We start from the raw sequence: 13,349 nt of genomic DNA, 5'->3' as shown, positions 1-13,349 counted from the left end.
TCTGCTCCCGGCGTTGTCGAGCAATACGCACGCCCGCCCCGATCGGATGGCGGCGCGGGCAAGATGACATCATTGGCGTCGACGCCGCCGTCGGAACTCGTTGCGCCAAGCGCCTATGAACCGGCAGAAGGTGGCGCGGCGCTCCCGTTTGCCGTTACGCTCTCCCGCATGAACCCCTCCGCCCTCGTCATGATCCTGGTCGTCCTCGCGGGCGGCGCGACGGCCTTGCAGGCGCCGACCAATGCGCGGCTGGCGACGGCGGTGAACTCGCCGGTCAATGCGGCCTTCGTCTCGTTCGCGGTGGGCACGATCGCGCTCGCCATGGCCGCCGCCGCGCTGCACACCCGGCCGGACATGACGGCGGTGCGGGGGTTGCCGTGGTGGGCGTGGATCGGCGGGCTGTATGGGGCCTGCTTCGTCGTGGCCGCGGCCTGGGGCGTGCCGCGGCTGGGGGTGGCGCTGACCATCACCCTGATGGTGGCCGGCCAGCTGCTGATCGGCCTGATCCTCGATCATTTCGGGGCCATGGGCATGCCGCGCGCGCCGCTCAGCCTCGGCCGCGTCGCCGGCGTCGGCCTGGTCGTCGCCGGCGTGCTGATGGTGCGAAAGTTCTGACCTTCGCCGCGCGCCGCGGATGCCTATATTGGCGGCAATGACCGAGGAGACCCTGCCCGCCGATTCGCCGCCCCTGCCGCTGGTCGCCGCCGACCTGATCCTCGACGAGTCGCGGCGCGCGCCCGACAAGCCAGGCGTTTACCGCATGTACGGCGAGGACGGGACCTGCCTCTACGTCGGCAAGGCGCGGTCGCTGAAGAAGCGCATCGTCCAGTACGCGCAGGGCCGCTTCCATACCCAGCGCATCGGCCTGATGGTCTCCCTGACCCGCTCGATGGAGTTGGTGGTCACGGCCTCCGAGACCGAGGCCCTGCTGCTCGAATCCAACTTCATCAAGAAGCTGAAGCCGCGCTTCAACGTGGTGCTGCGCGACGACAAGTCGTTCGCCGAGCTGATGATCCGCCGCGATCATCGCGCCCCCCAGGTGCGCAAGCATCGCGGGGCCCACACCACGCCGGGCGACTATTTCGGCCCCTTCGCCTCGACCTGGGCGGTCAACCGGACCCTGACCACCCTGCAGAAGGCGTTTCTCCTCCGATCGTGCTCCGACAGCGTCTACGAGACCCGCACCCGGCCGTGCATGCTGCACCAGATCAAGCGCTGCTCGGCCCCGTGCACCGGCCTGATCTCGCTGGAGGACTACGGCGAGCTGGTCACTGAGGCGGAACAGTTCCTGCGCGGCAAGTCGCGGGCCGTCATCGGCCGGCTGTCCAAGGAGATGCAGGCCGCCTCGGATGAGATGGACTTCGAACAGGCCGCCCGCGTGCGTGACCGCATCCGCGCCCTGTCGGCCATCTCGATGGAGAACTCCGTCAGCGCCGATAGCGTCCCCGAGGCCGACGTCTTCGCCCTGTACTCCGACGGCGGCCAGGCCTGCGTCCAGGTCTTCTTCTACCGCGGCGGCCAGAACTGGGGCGGCCGCGCCTATTTCCCGCGCGTCGACAAGACCGACACCGACCCCGAAATTCTCGCGGCCTTCCTGGGCCAGTTCTACGAGGACAAGCCGGTTCCGCGGCTGATCCTGGCCAACGTCCTGCCGTTCGAGAAGGAGTTGCTGGAGGAGGCCTTCTCGCTGAAGGCCAAGACCGTCGACGGCCGCCGCGTGGTCTCGATCGAACTGCCGCGGCGGGGCGAGAAGGCCGGCCTGGTCGACCACGCCCTGACCAACGCCCGCGAGGCGCTCGGCCGCCGCCTGGCCGAGAGCTCGGCGCAAGGGAAGATCCTCGACGAGGTCTGCGAGGCCTTCGGCCTGGACGGCCGCCCCGAGCGTATCGAGGTCTACGACAACGCCCACATCCAGGGGACCAATGCGGTCGGCGGCATGATCGTCGCCGGCCCCGAGGGCTTCCAGAAGTCGCAGTACCGGAAGTTCAACATCAAGGGCGAGGATCTCGCGCCCGGCGACGACTACGGCATGATGCGCGAGGTCATGCGCCGGCGCTTCAGCCGACTGGTCAAGGATGAGGACGAAGGCGAGGAGGTGATCCGCCCCGACCTGCTGCTGATCGACGGCGGCGCGGGCCAACTGGCCGAGGTGCTGGCGGTGCTCGCCGATCTGGGGCTGGACGACATACTCGCCGTCGGCGTGGCCAAGGGACCTGACCGCGACGCCGGCAAGGAGCATTTCTTCGTGCCCGGCAAGCCGCCCTTCATGCTGCCCCTGAAGTCGCCGGCCCTCTACTACATCCAGCGCCTGCGCGACGAGGCGCACCGCTTCGCCAACGGCGCCCACGCCAAGCGGCGCTCGATGGACATCAAGAAGAACCCGCTCGACGAGATCGAAGGCGTCGGGCCCGGCCGCAAGCGGGCCCTGCTGCACGCCTTCGGCTCGGCCAAGGGCGTCGGCCGGGCCTCCGTCGTCGACCTGGTCAAGGTCGAGGGCGTCAGCCAGGCCCTGGCCGAACGCATTCACGGCTTCTTCCACCCCGCCCGCTGAGCGGCGGGCAGGGAGTCAGCGCGGGGTCACCCCGATGGTGACGGTCACCCGGCGCGCTTCGGCGTCGGTGCGCGGCGGGTCGGGGTCGTTGGCGATCGGGGCCTCGCCAAGTGAGGCGGTCGGGATGAACTTCTCCGGGGTGACGCCGGCGTTGTGCATCAGATAATCGGTCACCGCCTGGGCCCGGCGCTCGCTGAGCCGGCGATTGGCTTCGGCGTTGCCGGTGGGGTCGGCGCGGCCGACGACGGCCAGCCGGAAGGGGGTGTTCAGAGCCTTCGCCTGGGCCGCGATGTCATCCAGGCTTCGACGGCCCTCGTCAGACAGGGCGGCGCTGCCGACGTTGAAATAGACCGACGTCCGCCCGGCCGAAGTCAGGGTGCCGAAATTGTCGATCCGGGCGGTGTTCTCCGCGACGCGCCCTTCCGTGCCGACCAGGCCGGCGGAGATCTGTTCGGCCGTCCGGAGGTCGCTGTTCTTGAAGGTGACCTTCTCGGCGGTCAGCACCGGCGCGCCGGGCACGATGTCGATGTCGACGATCAGGCCCGGGATCAGGTCGCTCGCGGGGTGTTCCTCACCGCGTACCCCGAGCACGCCCGACGTGCCCCGGATCTCGGTCGCCGGGGTCAGAGACACCGGCGTGTCGCCGGCGCTGCCCCGCACCGTCAGGCTGTCGCCATGATTGGCCGTGATCGTGCCGGTGATCCTCGCCTGGGCGAGGGCGTCGTCCGTCGCGACGGCGCCCGCCGCGAGGGCCGCTGCCGCAGCGATGGCTGTCATGAACCTCTTCATATTCCTGTCCTCATGCGAGGGCGGCTCGGGACGAGCCTTCCCTGCGTAGGGCCTAGGCTCAAGCTCGGGCGCCCGATATCCGGTGGAATCCCGAGCGGCCCCGCTTGAACGACCCACGTTCTTCGCTCGGGCGTCCCCGCCGGACTGTCCCCCTCTTCCCCCTCGCGGGAGCGAGCGCCTATACCGGCTGCATGTCGAACGAATCCGCTGACGCCCTGCTGTCGGGCTACCGCCGTTTCCGCGAAGGCCACTGGGCGGAGGCCAAGGCCGAATATGAGGCCCTCGCCGCCGGCCAGAAGCCGCACACCCTGATCGTCGCCTGTTCGGACAGCCGCGCCGACCCGGCCCTGATCTTCGACGCCGCCCCCGGGCAGCTGTTCGTGGTCCGCAACGTCGCCAACCTGGTGCCGCCCTACGAGCCCGACGGCCACCTGCACGGCGTCTCGGCGGCGCTCGAGTTCGGGGTCAAGGTGCTGAACGTCTCGCGCATCGTGGTCATGGGGCACGCCCACTGCGGCGGGGTCAGCGCCATGCGCAACGGCGCGCCCGAGAACTGCCAGGACTTCGTCGCCCCCTGGGTCGAGCAGGCCGCGCCGATCGTGCGCCACGTCTGCGAGGAGACCGCGCCCGAAGAAGCTGAACAGGCCGCCGAGGAGGCCGTCGTGCGGCTGTCGCTGCGCAACCTGCGCACCTTCCCGTGGATCGCGGAGCGCGAGGCCGCCGGCGAACTGACCCTGACCGGCCTGCATTTCGGCATCGCCGACGGCGTGCTGCGCGCCCTCAGCGGCCCCGGCCGGTTCGAAGCGCTCGACTGAACTCGCCTCACGCAACGAAGCGTGGCAAATCCCCGTTGAGGTCTCCGAAGCGAGACTTCGGAAGCGAGACCGAATGACCCCGACCCACCACGCCAATCCCATCCCGAACATCCTCACCGGCCTGCGCCTGATCGCCGGGGTGGTGATGTTCCTGATTCTGGCGGGGGCCGCGCCACAGGGCATTCCGTACCTGTCCGAGTATCTGTCGCCGGACGACCAGTTCCGCTTCGGCCGCACGGCCTTCATCATCTTCGTGGTCGCCGCCTCGACCGACTGGGTCGACGGCTATCTGGCCCGTCGCTGGCACGCCACGACCCGCTGGGGCGCCATCCTCGACCCGATCGCCGACAAGGTGCTGATCACCGGCGCCATTCTGGGCGTTCTGGCCTGGGGCTCGGTGCCGCAGATCGCCATCCCCTGCGGCCTGATCCTGTTCCGCGAGTTCGCCGTCTCGGCCCTGCGCGAGACCGTCGCCGGCAAGGTCAAACTGCCGGTCACCCTGCTGGCCAAGTGGAAGACCGTCCTGCAGATGGTCGCCCTCGGCTGCCTGCAACTGGTCCTGCTGTGGGACGGCTTCGGCCTGCCGCTGGAGTGGCAGCCGCACTTCCAGACCTTCAGCTACGTGCTGATCTGGGTCGCCGCCATCGTCACCGTCTGGACCGGCTGGCAGTATTTCGCCAAGGCCCAGCAGAAGATGAGCCAGATCTAGGCTCTGGCATCGGCGGCGGCGCGCATCGGCAGCCGCCGCGGTCTGGCAAGTGGCTAGTGGCTAGTGATTAGTGGCTGGCCACAGCCGGTGGCGCCGCATGGACCGCGCTGCCCCCCGTGGGCAGCCCAAGCGCCGACGCGCCGGTGTGTAGTTATCGTCTCTCTGCGGGGGGGCAGCGCGACGGCGACCGCTGCACCAGCGGCGGCCAGCCACTAATCACTAGCCGCTAATCACTTGCCCGCCTGGATGCGTCGAACAGAGAGCGCCGCGGCCGGCAGCGCCCCCCGGCCTCAGCCGCCCGCTCCCCACTTCTTCAGCCGCTCCAGCACCGGCGTGACCGTGTCCCAGTAGGGACGGGCGCATTCGCCGTGCCAGAGGCCGGACAGGCCGAGCTCGCCGTCCGGGTCCTTGTCGAAATGCATCTTGGTCGCCGGCTGCCCCTTCCGCACGGGCTGCTGGCATTTCGGGCACCAGGGCCCCCGGGGATCACTCCCCCGAACGCTATCAAAAGCCATTTTACTCTTCCCCGACAGCGCCCGGCGACTGTTTGCCGGTCCGCTTCGCACGGAGGAGCGTCCGCCTGATCTGGGGCGCTGTAAAGGCGGTCTGAGGGCCCCTGGCCCACCGTGGGTCAGGAAAGTGACTAGTGGCTAGTGGCTAGTTGTTTAGCCTCAACAGGTTGTCCTGGGGCAGGGCGAGTCTGCTGATTGGAAAGTTGTATCGATGCCGCCACTGCGGCCGCCGTCGTCGACTGCCCACGGGGGGCGGCGCCACGCCGGCGGACTCGCTGGCGGTGGCCATCCACTAGCCACTAGCCACTTCGGGAGCTCGGCGGCCGCCGCCTTGCAGCCACTGCGGCCGCCGTCGTCGACTGCCCACGGGGGGCGGCGCCACGCCGGCGGACTCGCTGGCGGTGGCCAGCCACTAGCCACTAGCCACTTCGGGAGCTCGGCGGCCGCCGCCTTAGCGCGCGACCCCCAGCTCACGCACCAGGTGATCCATGCCGTAGACATCGCGCAGGGCGGCGGTCACCGCGCCGGTGGTCACGATCACCGAGCGGTTGGTGTTGCGGTCGTAGCCGTAGGCGTTGCGCTGGGTCAGGACGGTGGAGTCGAAATTCGCCCCCAGAATCTCGCCCTTCTCATTGACGACGGGCGATCCCGACGAGCCGCCGATGGTGTCCGAGGACACGGCCATGTTCAGCACGGTGCCGGCCGGGATGCGGTCCCTGGCGGCGAGCAGCTTGGGCGCGACGTCGAACGGCGCGGCGCCGGTCGCCCGGTCCCACAGGCCGTCGAAGGTGGTGAAGGCGCCCCAGCGCTGGCCCGGAACGTCCGACCCCTCGATCTTGCCGTAGGTCAGGCGCAGGGTGCCGGTCGCGTCCGGATAGACGCTGTCGCCGTAGGCCTGGAAGCGGGCCTTCGCCAGCTGCTCCGAAGCGCGGGCGGTCGGGGCGTCGACCCGGGCCTCCCAGTCGGCGCGCACGGCGCGGGTCTCGTCCTGGATCGACAGGAGGTACTGGATCAGCGGGTCGCTCGAGGCCTCGACGGCCGCGAGTCCGCCTTCCCACAGCGCCTTGCGAACGGCCGGATCGGCCAGGGTCGTGCCTTCGATCAGGCGGGCCGACAGCTGTTCCGGCGACTCATCGCCCAGCAGGCCGCGCACGCGGGGATCATCGACGGTCAGCCATTCCCGGGTCTTGGACAGCCACCACTCCATCCGCACCTGCTCCAGCTCCGGATAGACCGGACGCTCGGCGAACAGGCCCGACTGCACCGCCGCCAGGCGGCTGTCGGCGAACTCGGGCAGGCGCTCGGCCGACGGCTTGCCTCGTTCCTGCGCCCCGCGCACCAGGGTCCGGGCCCAGGAGAACAGCTGCGAGCCGCCGGCGACGGGCGTGGTGCCCATGCCCGTGCCGCCTTCCAGCAGGGCCATGGCGGCGTAGTTTTCGCGCACGACGGGCTGGATCGCGCTCAGGGCGGTCCACGGATCGCCGTCCACGGCGCCGGCGCGGCTGCGGAAGTCGGCTTCCTGTTCGGCCTTCATGGCCATGAACGACGGGTCGGTCAGCGCGCGCATGCGGCCCAAGCCGCGCTTGTAGGTGTTCTCAAGGCCGACGATCGGATCCATGGCCTCGAAGGCCTGGCGCTCGCCCTCCTCGGAGTAGCGGATCAGGCGGCCGCGCAGCTCCGACGCGATCAGCTGGTCCATCGGCAGGACCACGTCGCGCACCGTCATCAGCTGGTCCTGGGTCAGCAGGCGCTGGGTCGCGCCCGGGCTGCCCGTCACGAACACCGGCGTGCCCTCGACCGGCTTGTCGGCGTTCCAGGTGAAGTGGGTCGGCGTCACGGCCGGCTGGCCGTTCTCGTACAGGCGGATGAAGGCCGCATCGATGGCGAAGCGGGGGAAGCTGAAGTTGTCCAGGTCGCCGCCGAAGGTCGCGGCGCGATCCTCGGGCGCCCAGGCCAGGCGCACGTCGGAGAACTTCTTGTAGGTGTAGAGCTTGAACTGGCCGCCGCGGTACAGGCTCACCACCTGGCAGCGCTTGTCGGCGGCGCCGCCGCAGGCTTCCTGCTCGATCTTGCCGGCTTCGGCGTCACGCGCGCGGGTGAAGGCCTGGCCTTCCAGCCCGGCGCCGGCGGCATGCATCCGCTCGGTGACGTCGGTGATCTGGGTCAGGATCTCGGCCGAGCCCCCGGGGCATTTCAGCTCTTCCTCGCGGCTGCGCGGGGTGAAGCCGGTCTCGGCGAAATTGGTCGCCTGCGTCGACAGGTTGGCCACGCAGGTGGCGACGCAGTGGTTGTTGGTCATCACCAGGCCCTCGCCCGAGACCAGGCCCGCCGAGCAGCCGCCGAACTTCACCGACGACAGCCGCACCTTGTCCAGCCACGCCTGGTCGATGTTGGTGCCCAGGGTCGCGTTGGCCCGCGCGATCGGGAAGTTGTCGTAGGTCCACATGCCCTCTTCGGCGCGCGCGGCGCCGGCGGCGAGGGTGAGCGCGATCGCGGTCAGGGTGATCTGGAGGTTACGCATCAAGGTCTCCTGTCCTTCTCCCCTTGCGGGAGAAGGTGGCCCGCGAAGCGGGTCGGATGAGGGGTCTCGCCGGCGGCTGCCGATCAGGTAGCGGGACCATGGATGACGAAGGGGTCGCCCGGCAAGACCGGTGCGACCCCTCATCCGTCATGCTGCGCATGACACCGTCTCCCGCAAGGGGAGAAGGAGGTTATTTAACCCCCAGCTCTTCGAGCAGACGCGGCTGGCGATACACCGTCCGCAGGGCTTCCGTGATGGCCGCCGTAGAGACCGTCACCGTCCGGTTCAGCGTCCCGTCATAACCGAACGAGCCGCCCAGCGAGTGGATGTTGCCGTCGAAGGCGGCGCCGATCACCTCGCCCTGGGCGTTGATCACCGGCGAGCCGGAGTTGCCGCCGATGATGTCGTTGGTCGAGGTGAAGTCGTAGACCACGTCCTTGTTGATCCGGCCTTCTGCGGCCGCCCAGTCCTCGGCCACGTTGAACGGCGCCGATCCGGTGCCGCGCTCGTACAGCCCGCCGATCTTGGTGAAGGCCGGGACATCCACGCCGCGGTAGCTCCAGCCCTTCACCTGGCCGTAGGACAGGCGCAGCGAGAAGGTGGCGTCCGGATAGAGGTTGTCGCCATAGACCGCGAAGCGGGCCTGGGCGACCTTTTCGGCGGCGCGCGAGGTCGGGGCGGTGACCGAGGCGGCCCACTGGTCGCCGGTGGTCTGGGCCGTGGCGTCATTGGCCAGGACGAAGGCCAGCAGCGGATCGGCCGCGGCCAGCTGTTCCGGCGTCATGGCCAGGGCCTGGGCGCGGAAGGCCGGGTCGGCCAGCTTGGTGCCGCTGATCAGCCGGTCGGCCAGGGCCTCCGGGCTCTCCTTGCCCAGCATGGCCTTCACCGCCGGATGGTCGACGGTCAGGTATTCGCGGGTCTTGGACAGCCAGTAGCGCAGGTAGATTTCCTCCATCTCGATCGAGATCGGGGTCTCTTCGCCCAGGCGAGTGGCGAGGGCGGCGCGCTGCGTATCGTTCATGCGGCGCTGGTCGGCCGGCTTGGCTCCGTCCTTGGCCGCGCGCACCAGCGCCTTGGCGTACTGGTACAGGGTCGAGCCGCCGCCCGCTGCCTGCTCCAGCTGGCGGTAGGGCAGGTACTGATCGCGAGCCACGGTCTGCACCCGCTCCAGATCGGCCCACGGATCGCCGATGCGCTGCTGGAGCGCCGGATCGGCGGCGACGCGGTCGCGCAGCTCCTCCTCGGCGTCGCGCTTCACCTGCATGAAGGCCGGGTCGGTCAGGGCGCCCTGCTGGCCGTAATAGACCTTGAAGCTGTTCTCGAGCCCGAAGATCGGGTCGAAGGACACCCGCGCCGCCTCGTCGCCGGTCAGCGAATACTCGAGCAGTCGGCCGCGCAGCTCCGAGGCCTGGATCAGGGTCACCGGCAGCTGCTGGTCGCGCAGTCGCTCCAACTGGCTCATGGTCAGCAGGCGCGAGGTCGAGCCGGGGTTGCCGGCCACGAAGGTCACGTCGCCTTCCTTCGGCGCTTCCGGGTTCCACTTCAGGAAGGTGGGGCTCGAGACCGGCTTGCCGTCCTCGTAGGCGCGCAGGAAGCCGACATCGAGGGCGTAGCGCGGGAAGTTGAAGTTGTCCGGATCGCCGCCGAAGAAGGCCGCCTGCTTCTCGGGCGCGAACACCAGGCGGACGTCGTCGTACTTGCGGAACTTGTACAGGGCGTATTTACCGCCGCGGTAGAAGCTGATGACCTGGCAGTTCATGCGCGGGTCGTCGAGGCAGGCTTCCTGCTGGATCTTGTTGATCTCGGCGGTGCGGGCGGCGTTGAAGGCCGCGCCTTCCAGGCCCTCGCCTGCGCCCAGGACGCGGTCCGTGACGTCGACGATATCGGTCAGCACCTCGGCGGTCTGGCCCGGGCAGCGCTTCTCGTCCTCACGCGAGGCGGTCATCCAGCCGTGGGTGACGAAGTCGTTCTCGGGGCTCGACAGGTCCTGCACGCAGCCGACCACGCAGTGCCAGTTGGTCAGGATCAGGCCGTCCGGCGAGACGAACGAGGCCGAACAGCCCTGGATCCGCACCGAGGCGTTGCGCACGCGGTCCAGCCACGCCTGGTCGATGCGGGTGCCGTACTTGTCGTTGACCGTCTGGATCGGGAAATTGTCGAAGGTCCACATGCCCTCGTCGGCGCGGGCGGGGCCGGCGGCCAAGGTCATGGTCACGACGCCGGCGACGGCGGCGATCGAGGCGGTGGCCGACAGGGCGGCGCGGAGCGAGCGAAGAATCATCTGGTAAGCGTCTCCAGCGGACGGCGGGGGAAGACCGTCCCGAACTGGCACAGTACCTAGACCAGATGAATGAAGGCCGTCCACACGGCCTTAATCCGATTTAACTTGGCCCAAACCGTTGCTGTCGTCAGATAACGGTGAACCCGGGGGCCAACCGCTTTCATGTCGCTTGCACTTTCCACCCTGCTCTACGAGTGGCGCCGCTACATGGCGGCCGTCATGGCGCTTGCCCTGTCCGGCCTGCTGGTGCTGGCCATGACCGGCGTCTTCATCGGCATCGGCAAGGGCTTCACCGCCACCATCGAGCGGTCGAGCGCCGATATCATCATCATGCAGCCCGGGGCCAAGAGCCTGATGGGCGGACCGTCGGGCGTGCCGCGACGATTCATCCCACTGGCCTATCGCAACCCGGCGGTGGTCGAGGTCCAGCCCCTGGACGGCGCCGGCGGCTCCTTCCAGTCGGTGAAGAACGTCGACCCGACCATGTCCCAGGCGGATCGCGCCAAGATGGGCGCGCCGCGTCAGGAGTTCGTCCAGACCAGCATCATCGACACGACCCCCGGGTCCGTGACGATCCCGACCGACTATTCCCAGGAACTGGTCGACGCCCTGCGTCAGCCCTACACCGTCGCCATCGACGAGACGGCCACCAAGAAGCTGGGCGTCAAGCTCGGCGACAAGGCCCTCTACAATGGCCAGACCGTCACCGTCGTCGGCATCACCCGCGGCTATCCGAACATGATGCAGGCCACGATCATCATGTCGCGCGACACCCTGCGCATGGTCGGACAGGCCGACACCGGCCCGCGCGTCGGCCCTCTAATGGTCAAGCTCAGCGATCCGTCCCAGGCGGAACGTGTCGCCGCCGAACTCAACGCCCAGGGCGATGGTCAGTGGAAGGCCTGGACCCGTCAGCAGCTCGCCGACGCCAACGCCGGCGCCATGTTCGAAGAGGGCATCCTGGTCATCATCATCGGCGGCTGCGTGGTGCTGGGCACGATCATCGGCGTGGCCATCACCTGGCAGACCCTGCGCGGCGCCATCATGGCCAACATCAAGGAGTTCGCCTCGCTGCGGGCGCTGGGAGTCGGCATGGGCTCGCTGCAGCGGATCGTCATGGAGCTGAGCTTCTGGGTCGGCTGCGTCGGCGTCATCGCCGCCATCGTCCTGACCTGGCTGGTCCAACTGCTGGCCATGTCCAACGCGGTGATCATCGCCCTGCCGCCCCTGCTGCTGATCATCGTCGGCGGCGGCCTGATCCTCATCGCCATGCTGTCCGGCCTGCTGTCGCTCGGCATCCTCAAGAACAGCCAACCCGCGGACCTGCTGCGATGACCGGCCATACCAAGGTGCACGGCAAGCACGGCGACTTCGCGATCGAGGCCAAGGGCCTGGTCAAGCGGTTCAAGTCCGGCAAGAGCTACGTCGAGGTGCTCAAGGGCGTGGATTTCGACGCCCGCCACGGCGACCTGACCATGGTCATGGGCCCGTCCGGCTCGGGCAAGTCGACCCTGATCGCCGCCCTGTCGGGCCTGCTCCGGCCCGAAGAAGGCCGGGTGGACACGCTCGACGTGGATGACCTGTGGAAGCTCTCCTCGGGCCGTATCGACCGGTTCCGCCTGGATCACTGCGGCTTCATCTTCCAGGGCTTCAACCTGTTCCCCGCCCTGACGGCGCTGCAGCAGGTCGAGGTGGTGCTGAAATTCCAGGGCCTGTCCAAGTCCGACGCCCGTCGCCAGGCCCAGATCACCCTCGAGGAGGTCGGCCTCGGCCACCGCCTCAACCAGAAGCCCTCGGCCCTGTCCGGCGGCGAGAAGCAACGGGTCGCCATCGCCCGCGCCCTGGCCAAGAACCCGCAGATCCTGTTCGCCGACGAACCGACCTCCGCCCTCGACGGCGAGAACGGCCAGGTCGTCATCCGCCTGCTGCGCCGCGCCGCCACCGAACACGGCGCCGCCGTCATCTGCGTGACCCACGACCCGCGCCTCGAGGCCTGGGCTGACCGGGTCATCCACATCGAAGACGGCGTGATCCGGGACGATCAGCGCCGCATCCCCAATCCCGACGCCTCCCTGGCGTCGCACTGAACGCCTGCCCTAGGACCAAGACCGACATGCGCTTTCTGAAAAACAAATGGCTCTGGATCGGCCTGATCCTCGTCGTCCTCGCCCTCGTCGGCTGGTCGATGATGTCGGGCGCGGCGACGAAGAAGAAGGCGGACGACGAGAAGGCCGCCGCCTCCAAGGTCGAGAGCCCCTATGCGGCCATCGCCAACGGCAAGGTGGATGTCGAGGGGGGCATCATCCAGATCGCGGCCCGCCGCGGCGGCGTCGTGCGTGAAGTCCTGGTCCAGGAAGGCGACCAGGTCGTCGCCGGCCAGATCCTCGCCCGCCAGGAGGACGACGAGCCCCGCCTGGCCCTGCAGACCGCCGCCGCCGACCTCGCCGCGGCCGAAAGCCAGCTGCGCCTGATCCAGGTCGACATCCGCACCGCCCAGCGCGAGTACGAGCGACTGCAGAAGCTGGTCGACACCAATTTCGTCGCCGCCCAGCGCCTCGACCAGGCCCGCGACGCCATCGCCTCCGCCCAGGCTCGCCTCGGCTCGCAGCAGGCCGCCGTGCAGACCGCCCGCGCCCGTCGCGACCAGGCCGCCTACAATGTCGAGCTGACCGTCATCCGCTCGCCCGCCAACGGCCGCATCGTGCGCCGCTACGCCAACCCGGGCGCCGGCGCCTCGACCCTGAACGTCTCGAACATGTTCGACCTCGAGCCCGAGGCCCCGCGCATCGCCCGCGCCGAGATCGTCGAGTCGGACATCCCGAACATCACCGTCGGCCAGGCTGTCGAGATCACCCCGGAAGGCGACCCGTCCAAGGTCTATGTCGGCGCCGTGCTGCGCCGCGCCGCTGTCTTCGGGGCCCGCAAGCTGGCTTCGGACGACCCGTCGCAGCGTTCCGACGAGCGCGTGGTCGAGGTGGTGGTCACCGCCGGCGACGCCCCGCTGCTGATCGGCCAGCGCGTGCTGGTCAAATTCATGAAACCCGGCCAGACCGCCGGCGCCCCGCGCACCGCTACCGCCGGCGTCCCCGCCGATCGCTCGATGCAGGCCCCTGCGCGCAAGGCGAGCTAGGAACGGCATAGGTTCTAGGGGTTAGGTTCTAGGGGGCGGCA

General features: G+C 69.1%; 11 protein-coding genes. 7 read left to right on the top strand and 4 right to left on the bottom strand.

Going from position 1 to position 13,349, the window contains the following annotated elements:
- The first annotated feature begins 168 nt into the window (after nt 1-168).
- Nucleotides 169-615, top strand: coding sequence for a DMT family transporter (locus ASC65_RS09530; RefSeq protein ID WP_056451982.1), 447 nt, complete (start codon nt 169-171; stop codon nt 613-615).
- A gap of 37 nt (nt 616-652) precedes the next feature.
- The gene (uvrC, locus tag ASC65_RS09525) at nt 653-2,551 is read left to right on the top strand and encodes an excinuclease ABC subunit UvrC (protein ID WP_056451981.1); all 1,899 of its coding nucleotides are present in this window, start codon (nt 653-655) and stop codon (nt 2,549-2,551) included.
- A gap of 15 nt (nt 2,552-2,566) precedes the next feature.
- Here the strand turns inward: uvrC and ASC65_RS09520 are convergent, their stop codons facing one another.
- Nucleotides 2,567-3,328, bottom strand: coding sequence for an OmpA family protein (locus ASC65_RS09520; protein WP_162245668.1), 762 nt, complete (start codon nt 3,326-3,328; stop codon nt 2,567-2,569).
- Nucleotides 3,329-3,531: 203 nt separating this feature from the next.
- Here ASC65_RS09520 and ASC65_RS09515 point away from each other — a divergent pair, with 203 nt between their 5' ends.
- Both ASC65_RS09515 and pgsA read left to right on the top strand, forming a co-directional pair.
- Nucleotides 3,532-4,155 (top strand): carbonic anhydrase, encoded by a 624-nt coding sequence (locus ASC65_RS09515; protein WP_056451977.1) that lies wholly within the window; start codon nt 3,532-3,534, stop codon nt 4,153-4,155.
- 73 nt (nt 4,156-4,228) lie between these two features.
- The gene (pgsA, locus tag ASC65_RS09510; protein ID WP_056451976.1) at nt 4,229-4,864 is read left to right on the top strand and encodes a CDP-diacylglycerol--glycerol-3-phosphate 3-phosphatidyltransferase; all 636 of its coding nucleotides are present in this window, start codon (nt 4,229-4,231) and stop codon (nt 4,862-4,864) included.
- Nucleotides 4,865-5,154: 290 nt separating this feature from the next.
- Here pgsA and ASC65_RS17135 read toward each other — a convergent pair whose 3' ends face one another.
- The 3 genes from ASC65_RS17135 to ASC65_RS09500 form a co-directional block, all read right to left on the bottom strand.
- On the bottom strand, nt 5,155-5,313 hold the full coding sequence (locus tag ASC65_RS17135) for a hypothetical protein (protein ID WP_156459611.1): 159 nt from the start codon (nt 5,311-5,313) through the stop codon (nt 5,155-5,157).
- Between the two features lie 514 nt (nt 5,314-5,827).
- The gene (locus ASC65_RS09505; protein WP_056451974.1) at nt 5,828-7,897 is read right to left on the bottom strand and encodes a S46 family peptidase; all 2,070 of its coding nucleotides are present in this window, start codon (nt 7,895-7,897) and stop codon (nt 5,828-5,830) included.
- Nucleotides 7,898-8,087: 190 nt separating this feature from the next.
- Nucleotides 8,088-10,178 (bottom strand): S46 family peptidase, encoded by a 2,091-nt coding sequence (locus ASC65_RS09500; RefSeq protein WP_056451972.1) that lies wholly within the window; start codon nt 10,176-10,178, stop codon nt 8,088-8,090.
- 162 nt (nt 10,179-10,340) lie between these two features.
- Here ASC65_RS09500 and ASC65_RS09495 point away from each other — a divergent pair, with 162 nt between their 5' ends.
- The 3 genes from ASC65_RS09495 to ASC65_RS09485 are packed head-to-tail and all read left to right on the top strand — an operon-like array spanning nt 10,341 to nt 13,308.
- Nucleotides 10,341-11,513, top strand: coding sequence for an ABC transporter permease (locus ASC65_RS09495; protein ID WP_056451970.1), 1,173 nt, complete (start codon nt 10,341-10,343; stop codon nt 11,511-11,513).
- A complete protein-coding gene (locus tag ASC65_RS09490) occupies nt 11,510-12,265 on the top strand; it encodes an ABC transporter ATP-binding protein (RefSeq protein WP_056451967.1) in 756 nt (251 codons plus the stop codon). Before ASC65_RS09495 ends, ASC65_RS09490 begins: the two co-directional genes overlap by 4 nt.
- A gap of 26 nt (nt 12,266-12,291) precedes the next feature.
- Entirely contained in the window at nt 12,292-13,308 is a 1,017-nt protein-coding gene (locus ASC65_RS09485; protein ID WP_056451965.1) for an HlyD family secretion protein, read from the top strand.
- The last annotated feature ends 41 nt before the right edge of the window (nt 13,309-13,349 follow it).

This window comes from Brevundimonas sp. Root1279 (assembly GCF_001425945.1).
Classification (GTDB): domain Bacteria; phylum Pseudomonadota; class Alphaproteobacteria; order Caulobacterales; family Caulobacteraceae; genus Brevundimonas.
The sequence above is the reverse complement of the archived record's forward strand: the minus strand, read 5'-3'. Positions and strand labels throughout refer to the sequence as shown.

Excerpts from the sequence above, each read along its gene's own strand:
- ASC65_RS09495 (WP_056451970.1), top strand. The coding sequence starts at position 10,341 with ATGTCGCTTGCACTTTCCACCCTGCTCTACGAGTGGCGCCGCTACATG.
- uvrC (WP_056451981.1), top strand. The coding sequence starts at position 653 with ATGACCGAGGAGACCCTGCCCGCCGATTCGCCGCCCCTGCCGCTGGTC.
- ASC65_RS09485 (WP_056451965.1), top strand. The coding sequence starts at position 12,292 with ATGCGCTTTCTGAAAAACAAATGGCTCTGGATCGGCCTGATCCTCGTC.
- ASC65_RS09530 (WP_056451982.1), top strand. The coding sequence starts at position 169 with ATGAACCCCTCCGCCCTCGTCATGATCCTGGTCGTCCTCGCGGGCGGC.
- ASC65_RS09520 (WP_162245668.1), bottom strand. The coding sequence starts at position 3,328 with ATGACAGCCATCGCTGCGGCAGCGGCCCTCGCGGCGGGCGCCGTCGCG.
- pgsA (WP_056451976.1), top strand. The coding sequence starts at position 4,229 with ATGACCCCGACCCACCACGCCAATCCCATCCCGAACATCCTCACCGGC.
- ASC65_RS09515 (WP_056451977.1), top strand. The coding sequence starts at position 3,532 with ATGTCGAACGAATCCGCTGACGCCCTGCTGTCGGGCTACCGCCGTTTC.
- ASC65_RS09490 (WP_056451967.1), top strand. The coding sequence starts at position 11,510 with ATGACCGGCCATACCAAGGTGCACGGCAAGCACGGCGACTTCGCGATC.
- ASC65_RS09500 (WP_056451972.1), bottom strand. The coding sequence starts at position 10,178 with ATGATTCTTCGCTCGCTCCGCGCCGCCCTGTCGGCCACCGCCTCGATC.
- ASC65_RS09505 (WP_056451974.1), bottom strand. The coding sequence starts at position 7,897 with ATGCGTAACCTCCAGATCACCCTGACCGCGATCGCGCTCACCCTCGCC.